The sequence below is a fragment of the Pseudomonas sp. PS01303 genome, assembly GCF_029959385.1.
Classification (GTDB): domain Bacteria; phylum Pseudomonadota; class Gammaproteobacteria; order Pseudomonadales; family Pseudomonadaceae; genus Aquipseudomonas; species Aquipseudomonas rustica.
This window is the reverse complement of record NZ_JASCPK010000003.1, coordinates 12,744-29,266: the sequence shown is the minus strand read 5'-3', so window position 1 is coordinate 29,266 and position 16,523 is coordinate 12,744. Positions and strand designations below refer to the sequence as shown.

At 58.8% G+C, this 16,523-nt stretch carries 31 protein-coding genes and 1 tRNA gene; 15 read left to right on the top strand and 17 right to left on the bottom strand.

Features of this window, described 5'->3' with window-relative positions; all coding sequences use genetic code 11:
* Positions 1–91: 91 nt before the first annotated feature.
* The 17 genes from QMX93_RS02095 to QMX93_RS02015 all read right to left on the bottom strand — a co-directional run bounded on the left by QMX93_RS02095 (position 92) and on the right by QMX93_RS02015 (position 7,599).
* Positions 92–167: transfer RNA gene (locus QMX93_RS02095), tRNA-Met, on the bottom strand.
* 16 nt (positions 168–183) lie between these two features.
* Positions 184–348 (bottom strand): hypothetical protein, encoded by a 165-nt coding sequence (locus tag QMX93_RS02090; RefSeq protein ID WP_156796363.1) that lies wholly within the window; start codon positions 346–348, stop codon positions 184–186.
* 132 nt (positions 349–480) lie between these two features.
* Positions 481–1,026 carry a hypothetical protein gene (locus QMX93_RS02085; protein WP_282352148.1) on the bottom strand — a complete coding sequence of 182 codons (546 nt, stop codon included), beginning with the start codon at positions 1,024–1,026 and terminating at the stop codon, positions 481–483.
* Positions 1,023–1,616, bottom strand: a complete 594-nt coding sequence (locus tag QMX93_RS02080; protein ID WP_282352145.1) for a recombination protein NinG — start codon at positions 1,614–1,616, stop codon at positions 1,023–1,025. Before QMX93_RS02080 ends, QMX93_RS02085 begins: the two co-directional genes overlap by 4 nt.
* Positions 1,607–1,933: a hypothetical protein gene (locus QMX93_RS02075; protein WP_282352143.1), complete on the bottom strand. Its 327-nt coding sequence runs from the start codon at positions 1,931–1,933 to the stop codon at positions 1,607–1,609. Before QMX93_RS02075 ends, QMX93_RS02080 begins: the two co-directional genes overlap by 10 nt.
* Positions 1,930–2,085 carry a hypothetical protein gene (locus tag QMX93_RS02070; RefSeq protein ID WP_282352141.1) on the bottom strand — a complete coding sequence of 52 codons (156 nt, stop codon included), beginning with the start codon at positions 2,083–2,085 and terminating at the stop codon, positions 1,930–1,932. The genes QMX93_RS02075 and QMX93_RS02070 overlap by 4 nt, the downstream gene beginning before the upstream one ends.
* The gene (locus tag QMX93_RS02065; protein WP_282352139.1) at positions 2,085–2,501 is read right to left on the bottom strand and encodes a recombination protein NinB; all 417 of its coding nucleotides are present in this window, start codon (positions 2,499–2,501) and stop codon (positions 2,085–2,087) included. Before QMX93_RS02065 ends, QMX93_RS02070 begins: the two co-directional genes overlap by 1 nt.
* On the bottom strand, positions 2,498–3,232 hold the full coding sequence (locus tag QMX93_RS02060) for a hypothetical protein (protein WP_212546461.1): 735 nt from the start codon (positions 3,230–3,232) through the stop codon (positions 2,498–2,500). The genes QMX93_RS02065 and QMX93_RS02060 overlap by 4 nt, the downstream gene beginning before the upstream one ends.
* Positions 3,229–3,585 carry a hypothetical protein gene (locus QMX93_RS02055; RefSeq protein ID WP_212546462.1) on the bottom strand — a complete coding sequence of 119 codons (357 nt, stop codon included), beginning with the start codon at positions 3,583–3,585 and terminating at the stop codon, positions 3,229–3,231. The genes QMX93_RS02060 and QMX93_RS02055 overlap by 4 nt, the downstream gene beginning before the upstream one ends.
* Positions 3,578–3,814, bottom strand: coding sequence for a hypothetical protein (locus QMX93_RS02050; RefSeq protein ID WP_212546460.1), 237 nt, complete (start codon positions 3,812–3,814; stop codon positions 3,578–3,580). Before QMX93_RS02050 ends, QMX93_RS02055 begins: the two co-directional genes overlap by 8 nt.
* On the bottom strand, positions 3,811–3,999 hold the full coding sequence (locus QMX93_RS02045; RefSeq protein ID WP_083365985.1) for a DUF1382 family protein: 189 nt from the start codon (positions 3,997–3,999) through the stop codon (positions 3,811–3,813). Before QMX93_RS02045 ends, QMX93_RS02050 begins: the two co-directional genes overlap by 4 nt.
* A 193-nt stretch (positions 4,000–4,192) precedes the next feature.
* The gene (locus QMX93_RS02040) at positions 4,193–4,918 is read right to left on the bottom strand and encodes a replication protein P (protein ID WP_282352120.1); all 726 of its coding nucleotides are present in this window, start codon (positions 4,916–4,918) and stop codon (positions 4,193–4,195) included.
* Complete coding sequence (locus tag QMX93_RS02035) at positions 4,915–5,745, bottom strand: DnaT-like ssDNA-binding domain-containing protein (RefSeq protein ID WP_282352118.1); 831 nt, start codon at positions 5,743–5,745, stop codon at positions 4,915–4,917. The genes QMX93_RS02040 and QMX93_RS02035 overlap by 4 nt, the downstream gene beginning before the upstream one ends.
* Positions 5,745–6,065 carry a hypothetical protein gene (locus tag QMX93_RS02030; protein WP_282352116.1) on the bottom strand — a complete coding sequence of 107 codons (321 nt, stop codon included), beginning with the start codon at positions 6,063–6,065 and terminating at the stop codon, positions 5,745–5,747. Before QMX93_RS02030 ends, QMX93_RS02035 begins: the two co-directional genes overlap by 1 nt.
* A 2-nt stretch (positions 6,066–6,067) precedes the next feature.
* Entirely contained in the window at positions 6,068–6,835 is a 768-nt protein-coding gene (locus QMX93_RS02025; protein ID WP_052439828.1) for a KilA-N domain-containing protein, read from the bottom strand.
* Positions 6,836–7,169: 334 nt separating this feature from the next.
* The gene (locus QMX93_RS02020) at positions 7,170–7,361 is read right to left on the bottom strand and encodes a hypothetical protein (protein ID WP_282352113.1); all 192 of its coding nucleotides are present in this window, start codon (positions 7,359–7,361) and stop codon (positions 7,170–7,172) included.
* 28 nt (positions 7,362–7,389) lie between these two features.
* Entirely contained in the window at positions 7,390–7,599 is a 210-nt protein-coding gene (locus tag QMX93_RS02015; protein WP_123587636.1) for a Cro/CI family transcriptional regulator, read from the bottom strand.
* Here QMX93_RS02015 and QMX93_RS02010 point away from each other — a divergent pair.
* The 15 genes from QMX93_RS02010 to QMX93_RS01940 all read left to right on the top strand — a co-directional run bounded on the left by QMX93_RS02010 (position 7,598) and on the right by QMX93_RS01940 (position 16,518).
* Positions 7,598–8,467, top strand: a complete 870-nt coding sequence (locus QMX93_RS02010) for a helix-turn-helix transcriptional regulator (protein WP_282352108.1) — start codon at positions 7,598–7,600, stop codon at positions 8,465–8,467. The two genes, QMX93_RS02015 and QMX93_RS02010, sit on opposite strands and share 2 nt — an antisense overlap.
* A 457-nt stretch (positions 8,468–8,924) precedes the next feature.
* Positions 8,925–9,500: a hypothetical protein gene (locus QMX93_RS02005; protein ID WP_282352106.1), complete on the top strand. Its 576-nt coding sequence runs from the start codon at positions 8,925–8,927 to the stop codon at positions 9,498–9,500.
* A 586-nt stretch (positions 9,501–10,086) separates the two neighbouring features.
* Positions 10,087–10,422, top strand: coding sequence for a hypothetical protein (locus QMX93_RS02000; protein WP_282352103.1), 336 nt, complete (start codon positions 10,087–10,089; stop codon positions 10,420–10,422).
* 21 nt (positions 10,423–10,443) lie between these two features.
* On the top strand, positions 10,444–10,668 hold the full coding sequence (locus tag QMX93_RS01995; RefSeq protein WP_282352101.1) for a DUF551 domain-containing protein: 225 nt from the start codon (positions 10,444–10,446) through the stop codon (positions 10,666–10,668).
* Between the two features lie 19 nt (positions 10,669–10,687).
* On the top strand, positions 10,688–11,116 hold the full coding sequence (locus QMX93_RS01990) for a hypothetical protein (protein WP_282352099.1): 429 nt from the start codon (positions 10,688–10,690) through the stop codon (positions 11,114–11,116).
* Positions 11,113–11,328 carry a hypothetical protein gene (locus QMX93_RS01985; RefSeq protein ID WP_282352097.1) on the top strand — a complete coding sequence of 72 codons (216 nt, stop codon included), beginning with the start codon at positions 11,113–11,115 and terminating at the stop codon, positions 11,326–11,328. Before QMX93_RS01990 ends, QMX93_RS01985 begins: the two co-directional genes overlap by 4 nt.
* The gene (locus QMX93_RS01980) at positions 11,325–11,495 is read left to right on the top strand and encodes a hypothetical protein (RefSeq protein ID WP_282352095.1); all 171 of its coding nucleotides are present in this window, start codon (positions 11,325–11,327) and stop codon (positions 11,493–11,495) included. Before QMX93_RS01985 ends, QMX93_RS01980 begins: the two co-directional genes overlap by 4 nt.
* A 278-nt stretch (positions 11,496–11,773) precedes the next feature.
* Positions 11,774–12,931 (top strand): hypothetical protein, encoded by a 1,158-nt coding sequence (locus QMX93_RS01975; protein ID WP_282352093.1) that lies wholly within the window; start codon positions 11,774–11,776, stop codon positions 12,929–12,931.
* Between the two features lie 7 nt (positions 12,932–12,938).
* Positions 12,939–13,721: an ERF family protein gene (locus QMX93_RS01970; protein WP_142579707.1), complete on the top strand. Its 783-nt coding sequence runs from the start codon at positions 12,939–12,941 to the stop codon at positions 13,719–13,721.
* Positions 13,705–14,322 carry a lambda exonuclease family protein gene (locus tag QMX93_RS01965; RefSeq protein WP_142579706.1) on the top strand — a complete coding sequence of 206 codons (618 nt, stop codon included), beginning with the start codon at positions 13,705–13,707 and terminating at the stop codon, positions 14,320–14,322. Before QMX93_RS01970 ends, QMX93_RS01965 begins: the two co-directional genes overlap by 17 nt.
* Positions 14,319–14,912: a hypothetical protein gene (locus tag QMX93_RS01960; protein WP_282352082.1), complete on the top strand. Its 594-nt coding sequence runs from the start codon at positions 14,319–14,321 to the stop codon at positions 14,910–14,912. Before QMX93_RS01965 ends, QMX93_RS01960 begins: the two co-directional genes overlap by 4 nt.
* Positions 14,913–14,981: 69 nt before the next feature.
* The gene (locus QMX93_RS01955) at positions 14,982–15,299 is read left to right on the top strand and encodes a hypothetical protein (protein WP_282352079.1); all 318 of its coding nucleotides are present in this window, start codon (positions 14,982–14,984) and stop codon (positions 15,297–15,299) included.
* On the top strand, positions 15,289–15,504 hold the full coding sequence (locus QMX93_RS01950) for a hypothetical protein (protein ID WP_282352077.1): 216 nt from the start codon (positions 15,289–15,291) through the stop codon (positions 15,502–15,504). The genes QMX93_RS01955 and QMX93_RS01950 overlap by 11 nt, the downstream gene beginning before the upstream one ends.
* 46 nt (positions 15,505–15,550) lie before the next feature.
* On the top strand, positions 15,551–15,796 hold the full coding sequence (locus QMX93_RS01945) for a hypothetical protein (protein ID WP_282352075.1): 246 nt from the start codon (positions 15,551–15,553) through the stop codon (positions 15,794–15,796).
* Positions 15,793–16,518 (top strand): hypothetical protein, encoded by a 726-nt coding sequence (locus tag QMX93_RS01940; RefSeq protein WP_282352073.1) that lies wholly within the window; start codon positions 15,793–15,795, stop codon positions 16,516–16,518. The genes QMX93_RS01945 and QMX93_RS01940 overlap by 4 nt, the downstream gene beginning before the upstream one ends.
* Positions 16,519–16,523 lie beyond the last annotated feature (5 nt).

Genomic DNA, 16,523 nt, shown 5'->3' with positions numbered 1-16,523 from the left:
CAGCGCGGAGCAATGGGTTTGGGGAGCCGAAAACGAAAAGGCCTCGATCAATGCCGAGGCTTCAATAGGCCCTCAATGAGAACCTTTGAATTGGTTGCGAGGGATGGATTCGAACCATCGACCTTCGGGATATGAGCCCGACGAGCTGACCGCTGCTCTACCACGCAAAAATCAGGGGGACGACTACAGGTTCTTTTTGTGGATGCGCCAGCCCATGGCGACACCAGGATGCAGGTATTCGCCGGTCTGCGGATGGCGCGAAAAGTTTGTCTCGCCAACCTGTCGCGCAACTGCTTCCCAGGCCGTACGGGCGCGCTCCAGCGTGTTGATTCTGGTCTTCAGCTTCATGCGCACCTACCGGCAGTAGAATTAAGGCAATAAAAAACCCGGCGCTGTGGCCGGGTTTGTTTGTCTCTTGCATCACCTACATGCGCGAGTACGACAGGATGGGTGAATAATGGCTCATTGGCTCAGCCATCGTCAAGCGACTTCTGATATCACAAGGCCTTCCTGCTCAAGGATGTGCTGAGCCTCGACCAGAGCCAAGTCAACACTGCTCTCCAGCGCCTTGCGAATGTCACGCCTCCACCGCTCCTGGGTCTTAATCGGATGCGGTTCGTTTGACCAGTTATCCATCTCGTACCAGCCGGCCGGCAGGACGTTCGTTGAGCGCTTCCCGTCCACGCCCGGCAGCCGAGGTAACGCCCACGTAACCACGGCACAGTGAAGGAACCGCTCCGGCGCCGGTGAGCGCATCACACGGGTCAATTCTGCAATTGCCGCATGCTTGCGCTCTGTGTGTGTGGAGAACTTCGCCACCAGGGCGCGCCAGTGCTCGGCAGACAGCGCCTTATGCAGGCGCCCGAACACCCAGCAGTCCTGGAGAAACGCAGCCTCCTTGCCGACGATCTCCCCCTTCTGCTTGGCGCACTGCACCTTTGGCTCAAAGTCGCAGCCGCCTGCGGAATTGATGGTTTCGGCGGCGAGCGCCCGGACTACTGCGGATACCACATTGCGATAAGTCATGCCGCTCTCCCCTTCAGCTCTCTTGTTTTTGCCCGGTAGTCGGCGGTCATCGCCTTCAATTCTTCGATGGTGTACTTCTTGGCCTCATGAGGGCCCTCAAGCCATTCAACCGCCTCCACGCCAATCTTCTTGATCAGGCCCGGTCGATAACCCAGCAGGTTTCCGGACTTCCCCATGTTGCAGTTGCGATTGCACTGAAGGTTTACGTTGAGCGGTTCAAAGCGGAGCTCTGGGGCGGCTGCAGTCGTCCTGTAGTGGCCAGCGCAGTACTGAACGTCAGCCGTGGTCCCGCAGCTAATGCAGGGCTGTCCTGCGTCACGGGCACGTATCCAAGCGTTGAATGCCTGCTGCGTGTCCTTGAGGTGATCCGCCCTGCTCTTCAGCTTCTCCTTGCGCACCTGGATCTCGCGGCGACCGAGCTGGGCAATCGCCTTACTGGCTCTCTCGCTGTTCGCCGGCGCCATGGCCAGCGCGCACTTCGGACTGCATACCGCCTGCCCTAGGCGCTGCGGCGGAAAACTGATGCCGCACGCTGGGTTCTTGCACTTCTTCGGCTTCGGCGCCTTCTTCTCCTTGATGGCTACGCGCATGGCTCGGCCTCCTTGGCTTTCTGCTGCTCAGGGGTGAAGTGCCCGCGCAGGGGCATCAAATTACGCGTGGGGATTTCGACCTCTTGCATAGGGCCTATGCCCAATTGATCCTGCATCTTTTTCGAGGGCAGGAGCGGGTCATTCAAGCTGCGCACCAACCACATATCGTGCAGGTTGGAATTAAGAAAATACTTCCCTTGAATCTTGATCCCGTCGGGTATGCCAACGTGGCGAAGCAGTTCGACCGTCCTGAAGTTGTTTTTATCGCTGAGCCCAACTGTCAGAGCCAGGTCGCCCGGCTTGAAGTTATGGCTCATAGCGCTTTCCTCGCTGCCCGTTCTACTTCGGCTTTCCGGTCGCGACGTTTGCGCTCGAAGTCTTGTACCGAACGCTTGCGGCGGTGATCGAGTACTGTGCCAATGACCAGGGCCAAGGCGATCAGGACTCCGTAAATGTCTGCGTAATCCATCAGTACCTACCTCCCCAGTTGTCCTTCTGCGTCCAGCGCACCTGGTGCTCGGCGCCGAAGCAATGAACCCACTCGATCAACTCGCCGCACTGCTTCACGGTGAGCTTGCTGGTGCGCTCGTAGATGACGTCGAAGCCGTGGCCGTCTACCGCCGGGATCATCTGCGGTTGATCGCCCGACTCGCGCAGCCAGGCGGCCGTCAGCAGACGCTTCCAGATCAGGACATCCCACTTCTTCCCGGCATGTTTGACCTGGGCGGCGATATCGGCGAGGGCCGCATGGAGCGCCTTGTTCTGCTCCCCGCTGCGGTCCACTTCGGTGATGGCCAGCTTCTTGGGTTTTGCGAGATCCAGGCCGGCGATGTAGCCAATTGCCTTGTTGCGGTCTGATTCGTTGCGGATCTGGAGGCTAGTCATGACTGCTCTCCCTGGCCCAGGGCGGCGTCGATGGCCTCATCAAAAGCCTTGGCGGCGCAGAAGCTGGAGCCGCTAGGGGATGGAAGCTGGACAACAAGGTGAAAACCTACAGAGGCGCGTACACGACAGGCGATATCTCGCGCTCGCCGATACCGCTCGGCATCCCTCAGCAGCGACGGTAGGTCGTAGCCCGGTAATCTGGCAGACCAGCCTTCCATATCCGGGAGCGGCTCAAGCGGAGCGTGTTGCTGGGCGTAATGCTCCACTACGCTGCGCAGCCAGGTGTTCTGCGACACAAGCTCGCTATGCTCGGCGCCGAACATTGGCCCCTGAATTACGCGGTAAGCGAGCCCAACCTTGCGATGCCAGTCCTTTAGTTTGCGATACCCCTGATCACTGTGCAGACCGTGCAGCTCAAGCTCTTCCAATGCATCAGAGACTTCAGGCAGGAGCTTCTGAAGATCGGCAGTTGCGCGCAGCCCCTCAACCTCAGCCTTCAGCTCAGCATTCACCTGCTCGTAGGCTTCGTAGCCGGTCTTGAGGCCGGCGATTTCGGCGCGGAGCTGGTCGCGCTCGATCTCTACGCCGAGCATCAAACGACCGCGAGCTTCTAGAAGCTCGATCAGGTGGTCGTTGTGACCCTGCAAGTCTTTGGCATCACGCGTCTTGAGCGGATAACCACTGCGCACCAGATCGCGTATTTTTCCGATGTTTTCTGCCGAGAGATTCATGGCGCCACCTCGAATGCAGCACACGGGCCCTCATGACCGGACACGCGACTGCACTCCCATCCCTCTGGCGGAACGTCACACATTGGGGTGACGTGCAGCCCAGCATCGCTGATAGACATCGCCAGATCCTTGTTGTAAACGGTGAAACGCTTGCCTTTGGCGTCGACTACCCGCCATGCGGTTGCTGAAACGACGCCGGCAGGAAGTCGCGCGGCCTGCCATGCAAGCCAGCAGTACTGAATCGTGGTGCTGTGGTACTCGCCGTCAGCAAACTTGCTCATGCGCTGGTTCGGGTATTCGCTGAGAACCCATGCTTCGTACTCTTCACGCATTTTTTCGCTGATGTCAGTCATGGAGGGTGTCCTCATGCTCAAAGTCGGCAAGGTGGTCAAGGAACTCTTCTTGCTCCTTGACTTGCTTTTTCAGCAGCGCCGCGTGGGAGGCTTTCCAAGCCCACCATGCGAAGTGGAGGGTGCTGGTGCTGTAGGTGTCGTCACGGCGGCTCAGGTACACCGCCAGCACGGGCTCTTTAGCTTCCAAAGCAACAGCGGTCTCAAACTCATCACGCATCTTGTCGGTCATGTCCGCTGCTCCGCTGCTTCTGCGATCAATGCCATGCGCTCCAGGCGCTCGGTGGCTTGCGTGGCCAAGTTCAGGTGGTCCGCCTCATCAACAACCGGGACACACACAAAAAGGATTCCGAGCTTGACCATCTTGTTTGCCAGCTCAATGGCTTGGCGTAGCTGTGCTGGGTTTGCTCGTTTCATCACTTGCGCTCCTGAATCATTCGGTCGACACAGGCCACCCAAGCGGATGAGCCACGCTCATTGGTTTTGGCGCAGATGTTGGCCGGCGATGAAGATGGCGCGAGCAGGTATGCGAAAAACGCGAAAAAGCCCAAAAACAGAAATGCGTAACCTGCCCCTTGCATGGCCGGCCAGAACAGTCGGTGAATCCTCATCAGAAGCCCTCCTTGCCGCGCGGTGCTTCGCGCTTGATGTTCATTTTTGCCAGCAGCAGTGCGCGGGCTGACTTGCCGTCTGCCGGGATGCCTTGCTGGAGGATTCGTGCCTGGGCTTGTTGGTCGGCCAGCTCGTTGGCGAGGTCGAAGGCGGTCTTCTGGCTGTCGTGACCGATGCCGGTCAGGATCTTGCCGTCGAGTGGTTGGCCGGCTTGGGCGCGGCGCAGGATCACCTCGTAGTTGCGGCCGAATCTGGCACGCAGGCCCTTGTCTTCCTGCTTTGCTGCGCGCAGGTCGAACAGGCCAGTTGCTTCCGATGCGAGCTTCACCGCGTCATGGCTGTAGGTGCCCATCAGCGCTTCGAGCCACGCATCAGCCGGCGCAGGCATGCCGAAGTCTTCAGGGCTGGGCACGCACATGGCGATGAACTCACCAACGCTCGGCGCGAAAGGCTTCTTGAGCTTGCGGCACTTCTGGATACCGAACTCGATCTGTTCCAGCGTGCGAATGTCTTCGTCGGCAAACTCTTTGATCCACTCGGCCTTGGCGGCGTCCAGCGCTTCAGTGGACGGCCACGCTTGGCGCCAAGCCGGGAAGATCCCGCGCAGGCGGCGGAACAGGTCGTTCACAACGTCGACCGTCTGAGTCGTCACGTGGAGTGGTTGAGCCTGCGTGGCCGGCGGCAGGTTCCCCATGGTCGCCATCAGTTGGTTGGCTGGCTTCATGGGCTCACCACAAGGCCTTCGGCCCAGGCATTGCTGTCGAAGTCAGGCTCAGTAGATGGGCGCCGATCAGGAAAGCGGTGAACGTTGCTGGCAGTGGCTTTGTCGCGCTTCACCCACTTCACCAGCAGGCTGACCCAAGACGCTTCTGTCTCGATGCGGCCGGACGCCGAGTAGTGGCAGACGAACGCAGCGGTGGCTTCATCGGTGAACGTGTCAACAGGGATTGCCATGCGGAAGGCGTAGGCCTTCAAGGTCTTGTGATCAGGCTTCCAGTCGAGGGTCATTTCCCGTGGCGAGTTTGGGTCGACAGGGACTTCGGGCTCCGCGCGTAGTGTGTTGTGTTCTTCAGGTATCAGTGAATCAGGTATCAGGGCGTTATCTAACGGATATTCCCCGTTAACTAACGGTGGCTTAACGTTATTTTGTGATGTTTTAACGTTAATTTGCTTTTTGGTGCCAGTGACGACCCCGTTTGGCTTTCGATCATGAATGGTCAGAAAGCCATGCTTATCAGGGAGCGAGCTGTCTTTTTCGGTGCCATGCGGACGTTGGTGCTTCTTGAATGCCGGGATCTCGATAATGGATTGATCCAGCACCTGGTAACGCTCGATGAAGCCGTGTGCACTCAGTGCGCCAAGTCCTACCGATACGTCATAGGTGTCGCAGGGGAACAACTCCATCTTGATGCGCTTCGGGCGATCCTCAAGGCGTCCTTCCCTGTCAGCCAAGCACCACAGGCCAATGAAAAGCAGGCGGTCGAATGCCGGTAACTCAGCGATCACCTCATTGCTGAACAGGCCTGGTTTTATATTCCGTGCACGGGCCATCACGCGGCCTCCTTGGTCTTTACGGGCCGGTATGCGTCAAGAGCACGCAAGGCGGTGTGGTGACGGCGCTGAGCGTTGTACTCGGCCTTCTTTGCCGCACGAACGCGCCGGAACTGCGCCTCGGTGAAATCCATCACAGGGAGGAAGGCCTCGTTGTATGGGTCGAACTTCCCGTCAGGTCGGCCATGGGCTCGGAAGTAGGTGTCGTACAGCGAGCGCAGTTCAGCCTTGAGGGCCTTTTTAGTGTTCTGCGCCTGGTAGTGTTCAAGCGCGGTCTGTGCGGCCCGCCCGATCAATTGCTGGTAGGTTTTATCGGCCATGGTCAGAACTCCAGGCGCTTAATTTCGGAAAGAAGAGCCCGGCTGTGACGCTGGATATAAATCTGGCTGAGCTTCTGCTTGCGGGATTCGAAGTCCATGCCAACGTCGATCAGGGAGGCATTGACGCGCTGAAGGTGCTCAATGCAGCGGATCTCGCAGGGCGTGAGGTGGTCGCGGATCGAATCGGTGGGGCTGATGCAGTGCGCCGCCCGGTACGCCTTGGAAGGCATGCCCAGGGCGATGCGGTTGATCAGGTCGAACTCATTGCTGAAGTGGTAGTGCTTGACGTCTTTACCTGCAGAGAGGCGCCCGTGCTTGATCGCGTCAGTTAGGGCTGGAGCCTCAAGACGAGCCCTCTCCCTGGCCTGCTTTCCTTCGACAAGCTGAATGTGGCCGATGACGACAGCGTCGAAGGTGCGGATCACTTGCAAGTGGAATTTGGCGCTCACCCACATTGCGTAGGCATAAACCAGCTCCTTCATAACGAAGGTGCCACCATTTCGGCCCTCAATCGTAACTACCGGGATTCCGGTAGTTTCCAGTTCAGCCACTAGCTCTGCTGTTTGCTGGATCGCGAGCCAGTAACCTGGTGCGTGACGCTTCTCTTTTCCGGCAGCCTTGTGCAGGTCATTCAGGCAATAACGCCCATCGAGATCCTGCTTAATTTTCACGCCGCCAAGAGCAAGCGACGTGGGTCGCGACACGTTTTGCGATACGCGAAATTGTGTCGCGGATTGGTTTGAGTTGACGACTGATTGGGGAATGGGCATTATTCGCTCCAGAACTGATTTGTAAGTGCTGCACAAAAAGCCACCCTTGCCCGGTGGCTTTTTTGTGCGTCCGATTTACTGCTTGGTTGTTTCATTGGCAGTTCCTCATGAGTCCCTGAGGGGCTTATCAGCCCTTCCGTCCTATGGAAGCGACGTTGCTCCGGCTCTTTGGTGGCCGGGTCATTCGATCCAGCGCCCGGTTCATGATTGTTGCGGCCATCTCTTCTGGCGTTACCCCGTTGCGTCTGGCTAATAGCTCCAGATCAGCGAGTCCCTGCCAGTCGAGCTGGATTTCCAGCGGCTTTCTTTCAGGCACAGGGCCTCCTCGGCTACTTCAGGCCACGTCTGTTTTCGCGTTAAGCTCTTCCATCATTTGGTTCAGCCCGCGCTCCAGGATTTCGCGAGCGAGCACAGCTTTTTGAGTCCGCTGAAAGCGGGCCATCGCTGTCGGCAGGTCGTCAGCCGCCTCGTCCAGGCGAACCTTGGTCGGCTTGTCGTGGAGGTGGTCAGGTTCGAAGTACGACATCTGTGGTTCCTTGTGTGGTTGGAAGTGGTTAGGCAGCTTGTTGAGGAATGCTCGGGCGAAGATCGCGCGCCTTGATCGCACCGTTGGTGACGATCTCCGCTCGCATAGCGACCTCAGCAGCGCAACCGTGTAGGCCGCGCACCCAGCCGCTAACGGTTCCCTGCTTCACGCCGAGAGCCGCCGCCGTAGCGTTTTGCGAGCCGAAATGCTCGACCAGCTTTTCAAAGGGATTGTTCATGATTCTCCGCCCATATAAAGGGATGCCTTTATCTTATGGCAAAGGTATACCTTTTTGCAACTTCAAAGGACAACCTTTAAATTCCATGCCCATGGAACTAAAAGATCGCCTCAAATACGCACGCAAAAAAGCCGGACTCACTCAGGTTGAGCTCGCCGAGCGCGCCGGCCTTAAACAAGCATCGATTTCCGAGATTGAGCGAGGGCTTACGCGATCCAGCGGGCACCTGGTCAAACTCGCGCAGATATGTGGTGTTAATCCGGTCTGGCTCTCAGAAGGAACTCAGTTCCCAAACGATCAGTGGAATATCACGGTCGGCACGAAGCAGCCCATGCTGGAAATGACAGACGCGGATATCGTTCTAGAATCAAACATGGAGCTATTGGGCGAGCTTTCCGGCTGGGATGATGGCGACCCCCTGGAGGAGGATGATTGCGAGGTTCCTTATTATGCCGAGGTCGAATTTTCTGGCGGAGCTGGAATGACTGAGGTGGTAGAGATATCAAACCGCAAACTGCGATTCAGTAACGCAACGCTACGTGCTGCTGGAGTGGATTGTAAAAGTGCAGCATGTGCGCGGGTCAAAGGCAAAAGCATGGAGCGCCTTATACTGGACGGCGCCGCTATTGGGTTCGACACCCAAGACATAGCCATCATTGACGGCGAGATATACGCCTTCAATCATGGCGGAATGCTTCGGGTTAAATACCTCCATCGGCTGCCGGCTGGCGCTGTCAGGATTCGCAGCGAAAACTCTGAGGAGTATCCTGATGAGGTTATGAGCGCTGAGCAGTTCAGGGACGAAGTCAGGATGCTTGGCCGCGTCTTTTGGTGGTCAACAGTCCGCCGCTCTCCCAAGCGGAAGTAAGCTACCCGCAAAAAACGCCCGCCTTCGAGCGGGTATTTTTTTGCCTTTAAAAAAATAAAGGTAAACCTGTTGACTCACAATAAAGGCTACCCTATATTTCACCCATCGCAGCGACACACAGCCACTGCGAAGGGCCTCAACAGACCCGCCGCTCTTTAACAACCAGCGCCATGAACGACTACCCGGCCAGTCCGGTTAGGTCACTCCCGGCTCCATCGGTGGGAGGTCAGTAAACCGATGAACAAAACCGCACTTGCCTCTACCGGCGACCGGCGATCCGACAGGCCCGAAAGCCTGCCCACGCGCAGCCCACTGCGACGGCGGACGAGGTGTTGACCGAACTGAGTGAATGACCTGGTAAGCGGGTGCGGAGAAAACAGATTTCACTGGCTGGCCTTGGCGACAGGGCCAGACGGGAAATCAACCGCCCAGTTGGGCACAACAGCAGGTGACAGGCATGGACATCAAAACCCTTGAAGCGCTGGGCGTGAGCGCAACCGATCTTTCCGAGCGCATCGTGGAGCAGGCGGTACACGCCCTTCTCTACTCCACCAGCTACGGAGAGGACGACGAGGAAAGCACACAGGCGTCCCGTTTCAAGCAGCAGATTGAAAAGCGTGTGAAGGATGCGGTCGACCAGAAGATCGATGCAATGTTTGCTGAGCACGTTCTGCCGCGCGTTGGCGAAATCATCGAATCGGCCGATATGCGCAAAACCAGTCATTACGGCGAACCGAAGGGCGAGCCCATGACCTTCAAGGAGTACATCGCCAGTCGCGCCGAGGTGTACATGAGCGAGAAGGTCGACTACCACGGCCAGTCGAAAGACGAATCGAAGGACAGCTATAACTGGCGCGAATCAGGCCCGCGTCTCACCGTTCTGATGAAGCTCTACATCAAGGACACGCTCGAGAAGAGCGCGAAGTCGGCGATCAGCGACGTGAACAAGGTGATCGCCAAAAACATCGAGCAGGCTGCCAAGGATGCGATTACGTCCTGCGCCGCCTCCCTCAAGGTTGCAGCGACTCTCTGACAACCAGCGCCACGACAGCCCTGTCGTTAACTGCCCGATCCTCTCTATGAGAGCGCATCGGTCTGCACTCAGCGTTACTGCCATAACGTGGCTGGCAGGCCGCCCATAAGTAGCTTGGGTTGAGTGCAGACCGATGCGGACGAAACTGCGGCCTATAACCGCCCACCTGTATACCCAAGGAAACCGTGGGCAACGGAACCAGCCAGAGCTTTACGGCCAACCTATCAAGACTGATGTGCGCCGGCCAGTTGACACGACCACATGGGTGCCGCCATCGCGGATAAGCCTGTTTGAATCGACGATCTGGTGAGTGATCTGGCAGCAGATGAAAGCGGACGTGGCCCTGGATCATCGGAAGCTGGGGCGATCTTCAAGTAGACGTAGCGGCCTTATTCGGCCATCTGCAACGTCGGGAATCGCTGCGTCAGTTCGACGCTAAAGCACAGGCAGCGTGACAGCCGGGAAAGACCGGCACCCACCTACCCCGACACAAGTCGCATGCACTCCCCTCCGCGCCCAAAGGCAACCAGCGGAGCGGATGAGTGCATCCGAGTTTTGTTGGATCAATCAACAAGTGGAGAAAGTCATGAATTTTCAGCCGCCAGATCCCGAGCGCTTCGGGTCGTGCTTGACGTGCAACAGCCTGATCGAAGAGTCGGAACAGTCCGGCGGTGTTTGCTTCGAGTGCCAATCCTCAAATTTCGGTAAAGAGCCCGCATTCCCTGTAGGCGCAAACGAATACGGCGGACACGGTACCTGCTTCGGAATCACGGCTCGCGACTACTTCGCGGCCAAGGCCATGCAGGCAATGATTTCAACCGCCGCTGCGCCATGCCTCTTCGGTCTTGATGGCGTTGAGACCCATACCGCTGGCGCCGCTTACGCAATGGCCGACGCCATGCTCGCCGCCCGTTCCGCCTAACCCCAAACACTGGAGGTCGCCATGAGCGGCTGGATCAACTGCGATGAGCAGATGCCAATGCCGGATCAACTGGTCGCGGTTTGGCGCAATTGGGGCGAAGGCTTCGGCTACTACCTCGATTCAATTACCGAAGGTTGTTGGTACGACGTCGAGGAGTGGTGTCAGCACGCTGATTGTGTCGGCCATCCGGTACGACCGCCAGTGACAACCCATTGGGCGCCTCTTCCCACCCCGCCAACCGAATAACGCCGCTCTGGAGGCAACCATGAACGCAGCACTGAAGATTTGTCAGGCCATGCACGACGCGCAGTTGCCTCCGATGGTGAGCGAGAGCGCGCAGGAAGTGGCTCGGGCTGAGTGGCTGTACAACTCGGTCGAGCAGTTGGTGCGATTCGGCTGCGACGTCTCGTTCCAGCGCCGCATGCGGCCTGCTCAGGGCGTCACGCTGGCCCAGTTCGCTCTGGCAGTTGATGAGCATGCAAACGATCGGCTTGCTGGCTGCGAGGTCACCACGGCTTCGCTGGGGTACCTGCTGATCGCCGCCGAGCGCGGACACGCTGACAAGGTCGCTGCCGCCGGACTGCTCGGTCCCAGCGATCACCCACTGGGCAAGCTCGGCGAAATTGCGGAGGGCCTACTTCGCCCCCTTATCGATGACGCGCTGATCGCCCAAGCCGAGGACGACAAGTTATGAGTAATCAGGTAGCACTGGCCCGGCTGGGCCTTGAAATCGCGAAGATGCGCAAGTCGTGCACTCCGGTGCCTGATCGCACCTTCGTCATGGGCATGATCGAAATGGCCGAGTTTGCCCAGATCATCGACACCCGCACTGCCAACCGTTATCGCGATGCGCTGGACGCTAAGTTCGTCGAGCGCAACGCGCATCTGAAAGGAGTTTCGGCATGACCACCGCACCGGTTAAAACGCTTCTTGATGAGCAACTGGAGGAGATCGAGCGCAGCCTCGCGGTTATCGGCGCCGGCGTCCCTCGCGAGCTTCCTGTTTCTGCGCTCCCTGCTCCGCTGGTTGCAGCCATCAAACAAGGACGGATCGCAGTGAGGGCTCGTCCATGAAAATCATGTTCTGGTGTCTTGCCGCTGGCCTGTTGGTCGTTCTGGCTGCCTACAGCGCGGCCCGCGACTCATCTGGCGTGTGCCAGGTGCCGCGCTCCACCACCTACCACGTGTTCCGATGACCAGTCTTCAGCGGGCGCGCCGTACCCTGATTCGGCGAGGCTCGTTTCGAGTCATCGCGCTTTACACCTTCCTGATGCTGCTCAGCGCCCTCGCCGACCGCATCACCTCCTGACTTTCAACTTCAAGCGCTGCGCACGTCGCGGCAAGGATTCCTCGTGTCCGCACAACAGCAAGTCATCAAGATCGACGACATCAGCGAAGAAAACGCGCCGGCCATTTACGTCGCCGGTGGTCTTGGCCAGTTCTTCGACGCGGTTGCCGCTGAGGTCACTGCCGAGGTTCCAGACCTGACTACTCGCAAAGGCCGCGAGCGCATCGCCTCTCTGGCGGCAAAGGTCAGCAAGTCGAAAACTGCCGTGGAAAAGCCCGGCCGCGACTACCTCAAGCGCCTGAAGGAAATGCCGAAGGTCGTCGAGGCTGAGCTGCGTGAGTTCGTCAACAAGATGGATGCGTTGCGTGACGCCACTCGCCAGCCTCTGACGGACTGGGAGCAGGCCGAGATTACCCGGACAGATGCCCATGTCGACGCGATCCAGCGCATCAAGGATCTGGCCATCTTCGAAGCGGCGCCAACGTCCGGCCACTTGGCCAACATCATCGCCGACCTCGAGCTGCTCGAAATCGGCGATAGCTGGGAAGAGTTTTTGGCCGAAGCCGCTCAGGTGAAAGACCAGACCCTGATCAAGTTGCGCACCCTGCACGCCGAGCGAGCGCGCTACGAGGCTGAACAGGCCGAACTGATCCGTTTGCGCGCCGAAGCCGAAGCACAGGCGCAGCGCGATCGGGACGCACAGATCGCCCGGGAAGCTGAAGAGCGTACCCGCCGCGAAGCTGAACAACGCGCCCAAGCTGAGCGAGACGCCGCCACCCGCCGCGAGCAGGAGTTGCTTGATCAGGCTGCCGCTGCGCAGCGCGCCTCCGAACAAGCCGCCCGCGACGCAGAAGCTCAGGCTGAACGCCAGCGCCTCCAGCTTGAGCAGCAGGCCGAGCAAGCTCGACTGGCGGCGGAACAGGCAGAAGCGAACCGCATCGCTGCCGAGCAACGTGCCGAACAGGAACGCCAAGCCGCCGCGAAACGTGCCGAACAGGCAGCAGAGCAAGCGCGCGCCGACGAGCGCCGCCGCGCCGATGCAGCGGCGGCCGAAATCCTCCGCCAGCAGGAAGCCCGCGAGGCTGATCTTGAACACAAAAAGCAGATCAATCGCGCCGCTCTGGAAGCCTTCATCGCCGGCGGCATGACCGAGGAATGCGCCAAGCAGGCAATCACCCTGATCGCCCAGCGCAAGATCCCCGCCATTTCAATCAGCTACTGAGGTCGCTATGTCTACCGAAATCATCATGCCGGAGCAGCGCCGGCAAGCCGTCGTGCCGATCTCGACGGACAACAGCATCATGGCGGTCATCAGCCGCGCCGCCGCCGATCCGGCCTGCGATATCAACAAGCTTGAGCGCTTGATGGAAATGCATGAACGAATGCAGGCGCAGAGCGCGAAACAGATCTACGACGAAGCGCTTGCTCAAATGCAGGAAGAAATGCCGGTCATTGGTGAGCGCGGCGGGATCAAGGATAAAAATGGACGCATACAAAGCACCTACGCACTTTGGGAGGACGTTAACGAGATGATCAAGCCGGTGATGGCCAAGCATGGGTTCGCCATCACCTTCCGCACTCCTCGCAATGAGCGCGGCATCGAAGTGGAAGGCGTGCTCAGTCATCGAGCCGGGCACCGCGAATCCACCTCGATTGTTTTGCCGGTAGATGCTACCGGCAGCAAGAACGGTGTTCAGGCCGTGGCTTCCAGCGTCAGCTACGGCAAACGCTATACCGCCGGGCTGCTGCTGAACATCACGACAACTGGCGAGGATGACGACGGCAACGGGCCGGCAGCCCAAATCACGCCCCGAGTAACTTCGGCCCAAGCCACACAGCTGGCCACACTTCTGGAAAAGTGCAGCGACAAGGCCAAGGAAGCTTTCAAGAAGATCCACGGCGCCCCAGCCTCGGTTGAGAAAGCGATATTTGATCAGGTGCTGGGCATGCTCACCAAGTCGGCAGCGCAAAACGCCGCCGCTCAGGAGAATACAAATGCAGATAATCACTGAGGTTCAGCAGGGTTCGCAGGAATGGCTGGCTCTGCGCTTGGGCATCGTCACCTGCTCTGAGCTGGAATGCCTGCTGGTCAACGGCAAAGGCGAAGCAGGTTTCGGCGCCGGGGCCTTCACCTACATGAACACGCTAATCGGCGAGCGCATTACCGGCGAGGCTGCCGACCCTTTCCAAGGGAATCGACACACCGAGCGAGGCCATGAACTGGAAGGTGTAGCCCGCAAGCTCTATGAGCAGCGCGAAGAGGTCGAAACCAACCAGGTGGCGATCATCCTCAACCACGGCGCCGGCTACTCGCCCGATTCGCTTGTCGGGCCTACAGGTCTGACGGAAATCAAAACCAAACTGCCGAAGTTTCAGGTGGAAGTGATTCTGTCCGGCGAGATTCCGAAGGAACACGTCGCACAGTGCCAAGGCGGACTTTGGGTCTCGGAGCGCGAGTGGATCGACTTCGTTTGCTACTGGCCGGGGATGCCGTTGTTCATCAAGCGCGCCTACCGCGACGAAGCAATGATCCGCAAGCTCTCGGAGCGGGTGAAAACCTTCTACGAGATCCTCGAGGATCGCATGAACTTGGTTTTGGGGATCGCAGCATGATCAGCAACCACCTCAGCATGGTCGAAGCCCTTCGGCCAAAATCCAACGAACTGGCGGCACAGGTCGAAAAATACCTGGCCGCCGGCGGAAAGATCGACGAAGCAGAGCCCATCGGCTACAAGCCCAAGCCGATCAGCTACAGCACCCAGATGCCGCCAGCGCCGAAGCCATTCGTTCGGCGTCGTGCGCCTGCCCCGCCTCAACCGCTGTCAGCTCAAGACATTCGCCATCAGGAGCGCATGCAGCAGCTCGAACGGATTCGCGAAATGGCTCCGACGCACACGCAGGCTGAGATTGTTGAGGCGCTCGGCATCAGCCGCCGCACGCTCTACAACATCGCCCAGACCCACGACCTGACGTTCAAGGGTGCAGCTCGCGGCCGCCTGACCGGCAAAGACCGGGAGGAGCATCTGGAGGCCCGCGACGCGAAGTTCGCCGAGCGGATCCGGGCATTCCTTGAACTGGGCATCACTCGCCGGCAAGTGTGTGGACGCCTCGGCATCGCCAACAAAACACTCGAGCGGATTCTCGCCAATCACGGCATCGATTATCCGAAGGCGCGTCGCGGCTGTACTTCATGCGCCGCATAGCTCGAACCCAACAACGCAAACGACAGACCTGGCTGGACTTGCCGGCCAGCGGAATTGAAGAGGTAGGCCATGGCCAAGAGCAACGCGCAATTGCAGAAGGACAAGCGAGCCAAGGAGAAAGCGCTGCTCGATCGGATCGGCGCCGAGAAGCGATCGCTGATTGTTTCGAAGGCGCTTGATGATGTTCTTCAGGTTCTCGGTGAGCGCCACGGCTTCGAAGAGCGGCAGGAGACCGTGTCGACGCTCTTGATCAACCTCGCGAAGGCAACAGTGTATGAGTCCGGCAAGTACGCCGAAATGTCTCGACCTGAAATAGTTATCACTGAAAAGCAGTCGCGACAGCTCACAGCTTTTTCTAAACGTGAGGCCGCCCATCATGTCGAATAGCAAACCTATTACCCAGATTGAAGCCGAAACACTGCGCCTAATTCAGATATTCATTCAGAAGAACGGCTACTCGCCCACCATCGCCGAACTGGCAGAGTCTGCCGGTGTTTTCAACAACGCTATGTGCGAACGAATCGCGCGCCTGCATCACAAAGGCGCGATCACCAAGACGCCGCGCATCGCTCGAAGCATTCGCCTGGCTTAACCAACACCTCATTTCTACGAATCACGCCAGCCGGCGAGGATCCCCTATGAATATTTACCGGCACACGTTCGCGGCCGTCTGCCCTGCCGATAGCGAAACGATCATCTACCGACTGGAGATCCGGTCGCTGGTGATGATCCACGTCGAACACATCAAGACCGCTACCGCGCTGATCAAGAAAGGCTGGCACGAACAAATCGCAGACCGCCTGGCTGAAACCTTTGGCGGCGATCAAACAATCATCGCCACGCACCAGGGTGTTGAGATCGAAACAGTTAGGATCAGCGGATGATTGCGTACCACGGCACGCCGGTCGGCGGCACTCGGCAGGACGGCGCTCGCTTCCTCGCCGGGCGGCATGCGTTGGTGCCTTTCCCTCGACAGGACGACATTGGCATTGTCGCCGACGTTTGCCAGTCGTTCGTCTTCGACAATGGCGCCTTCTCGATCTGGAACAAAGGTGGAACCCTCGATGTAGACGGCTACACCCGCTGGGTTGAAAAGTGGCACCGGCACCCGGGCTTTGACTGGGCGCTGATCCCAGACGTGATCGATGGTGACGAGGAGGCGAACGATACATTGCTTGCAGCCTGGCCCAAGGAGTTGCGCGGTGTGCCGGTCTGGCACCTGCACGAGTCGCTTGAACGTCTTCAACGCTTGGCTGCTGTCTGGTCGACCGTAGCAATTGGCAGTTCTGGCCAATGGTCCAGTCCGGGCACCAACCCATGGTGGACGCGCATCGGCGCGGCGATGGACGCCATCTGTGACGACTACGGCCGGCCAACGTGCCGACTCCACGGGCTGCGCATGCTTGACCCTGCGATCTTCCAGCTATTGCCACTGGCCTCTGCCGATTCCACGAACGCCGCAGTGAACGGCGGAAGCATCAGCCGTTTCGGAATGTACGCGCCGCCCACCGCCGGACAACGTGCGAACGTAATCGCCGACCGCATCGAGTCGCACAACAGTTCCCCAATCTGGCAGCGGGAAAGACAAGTTGAGTTGGCGTTCTAATTGTC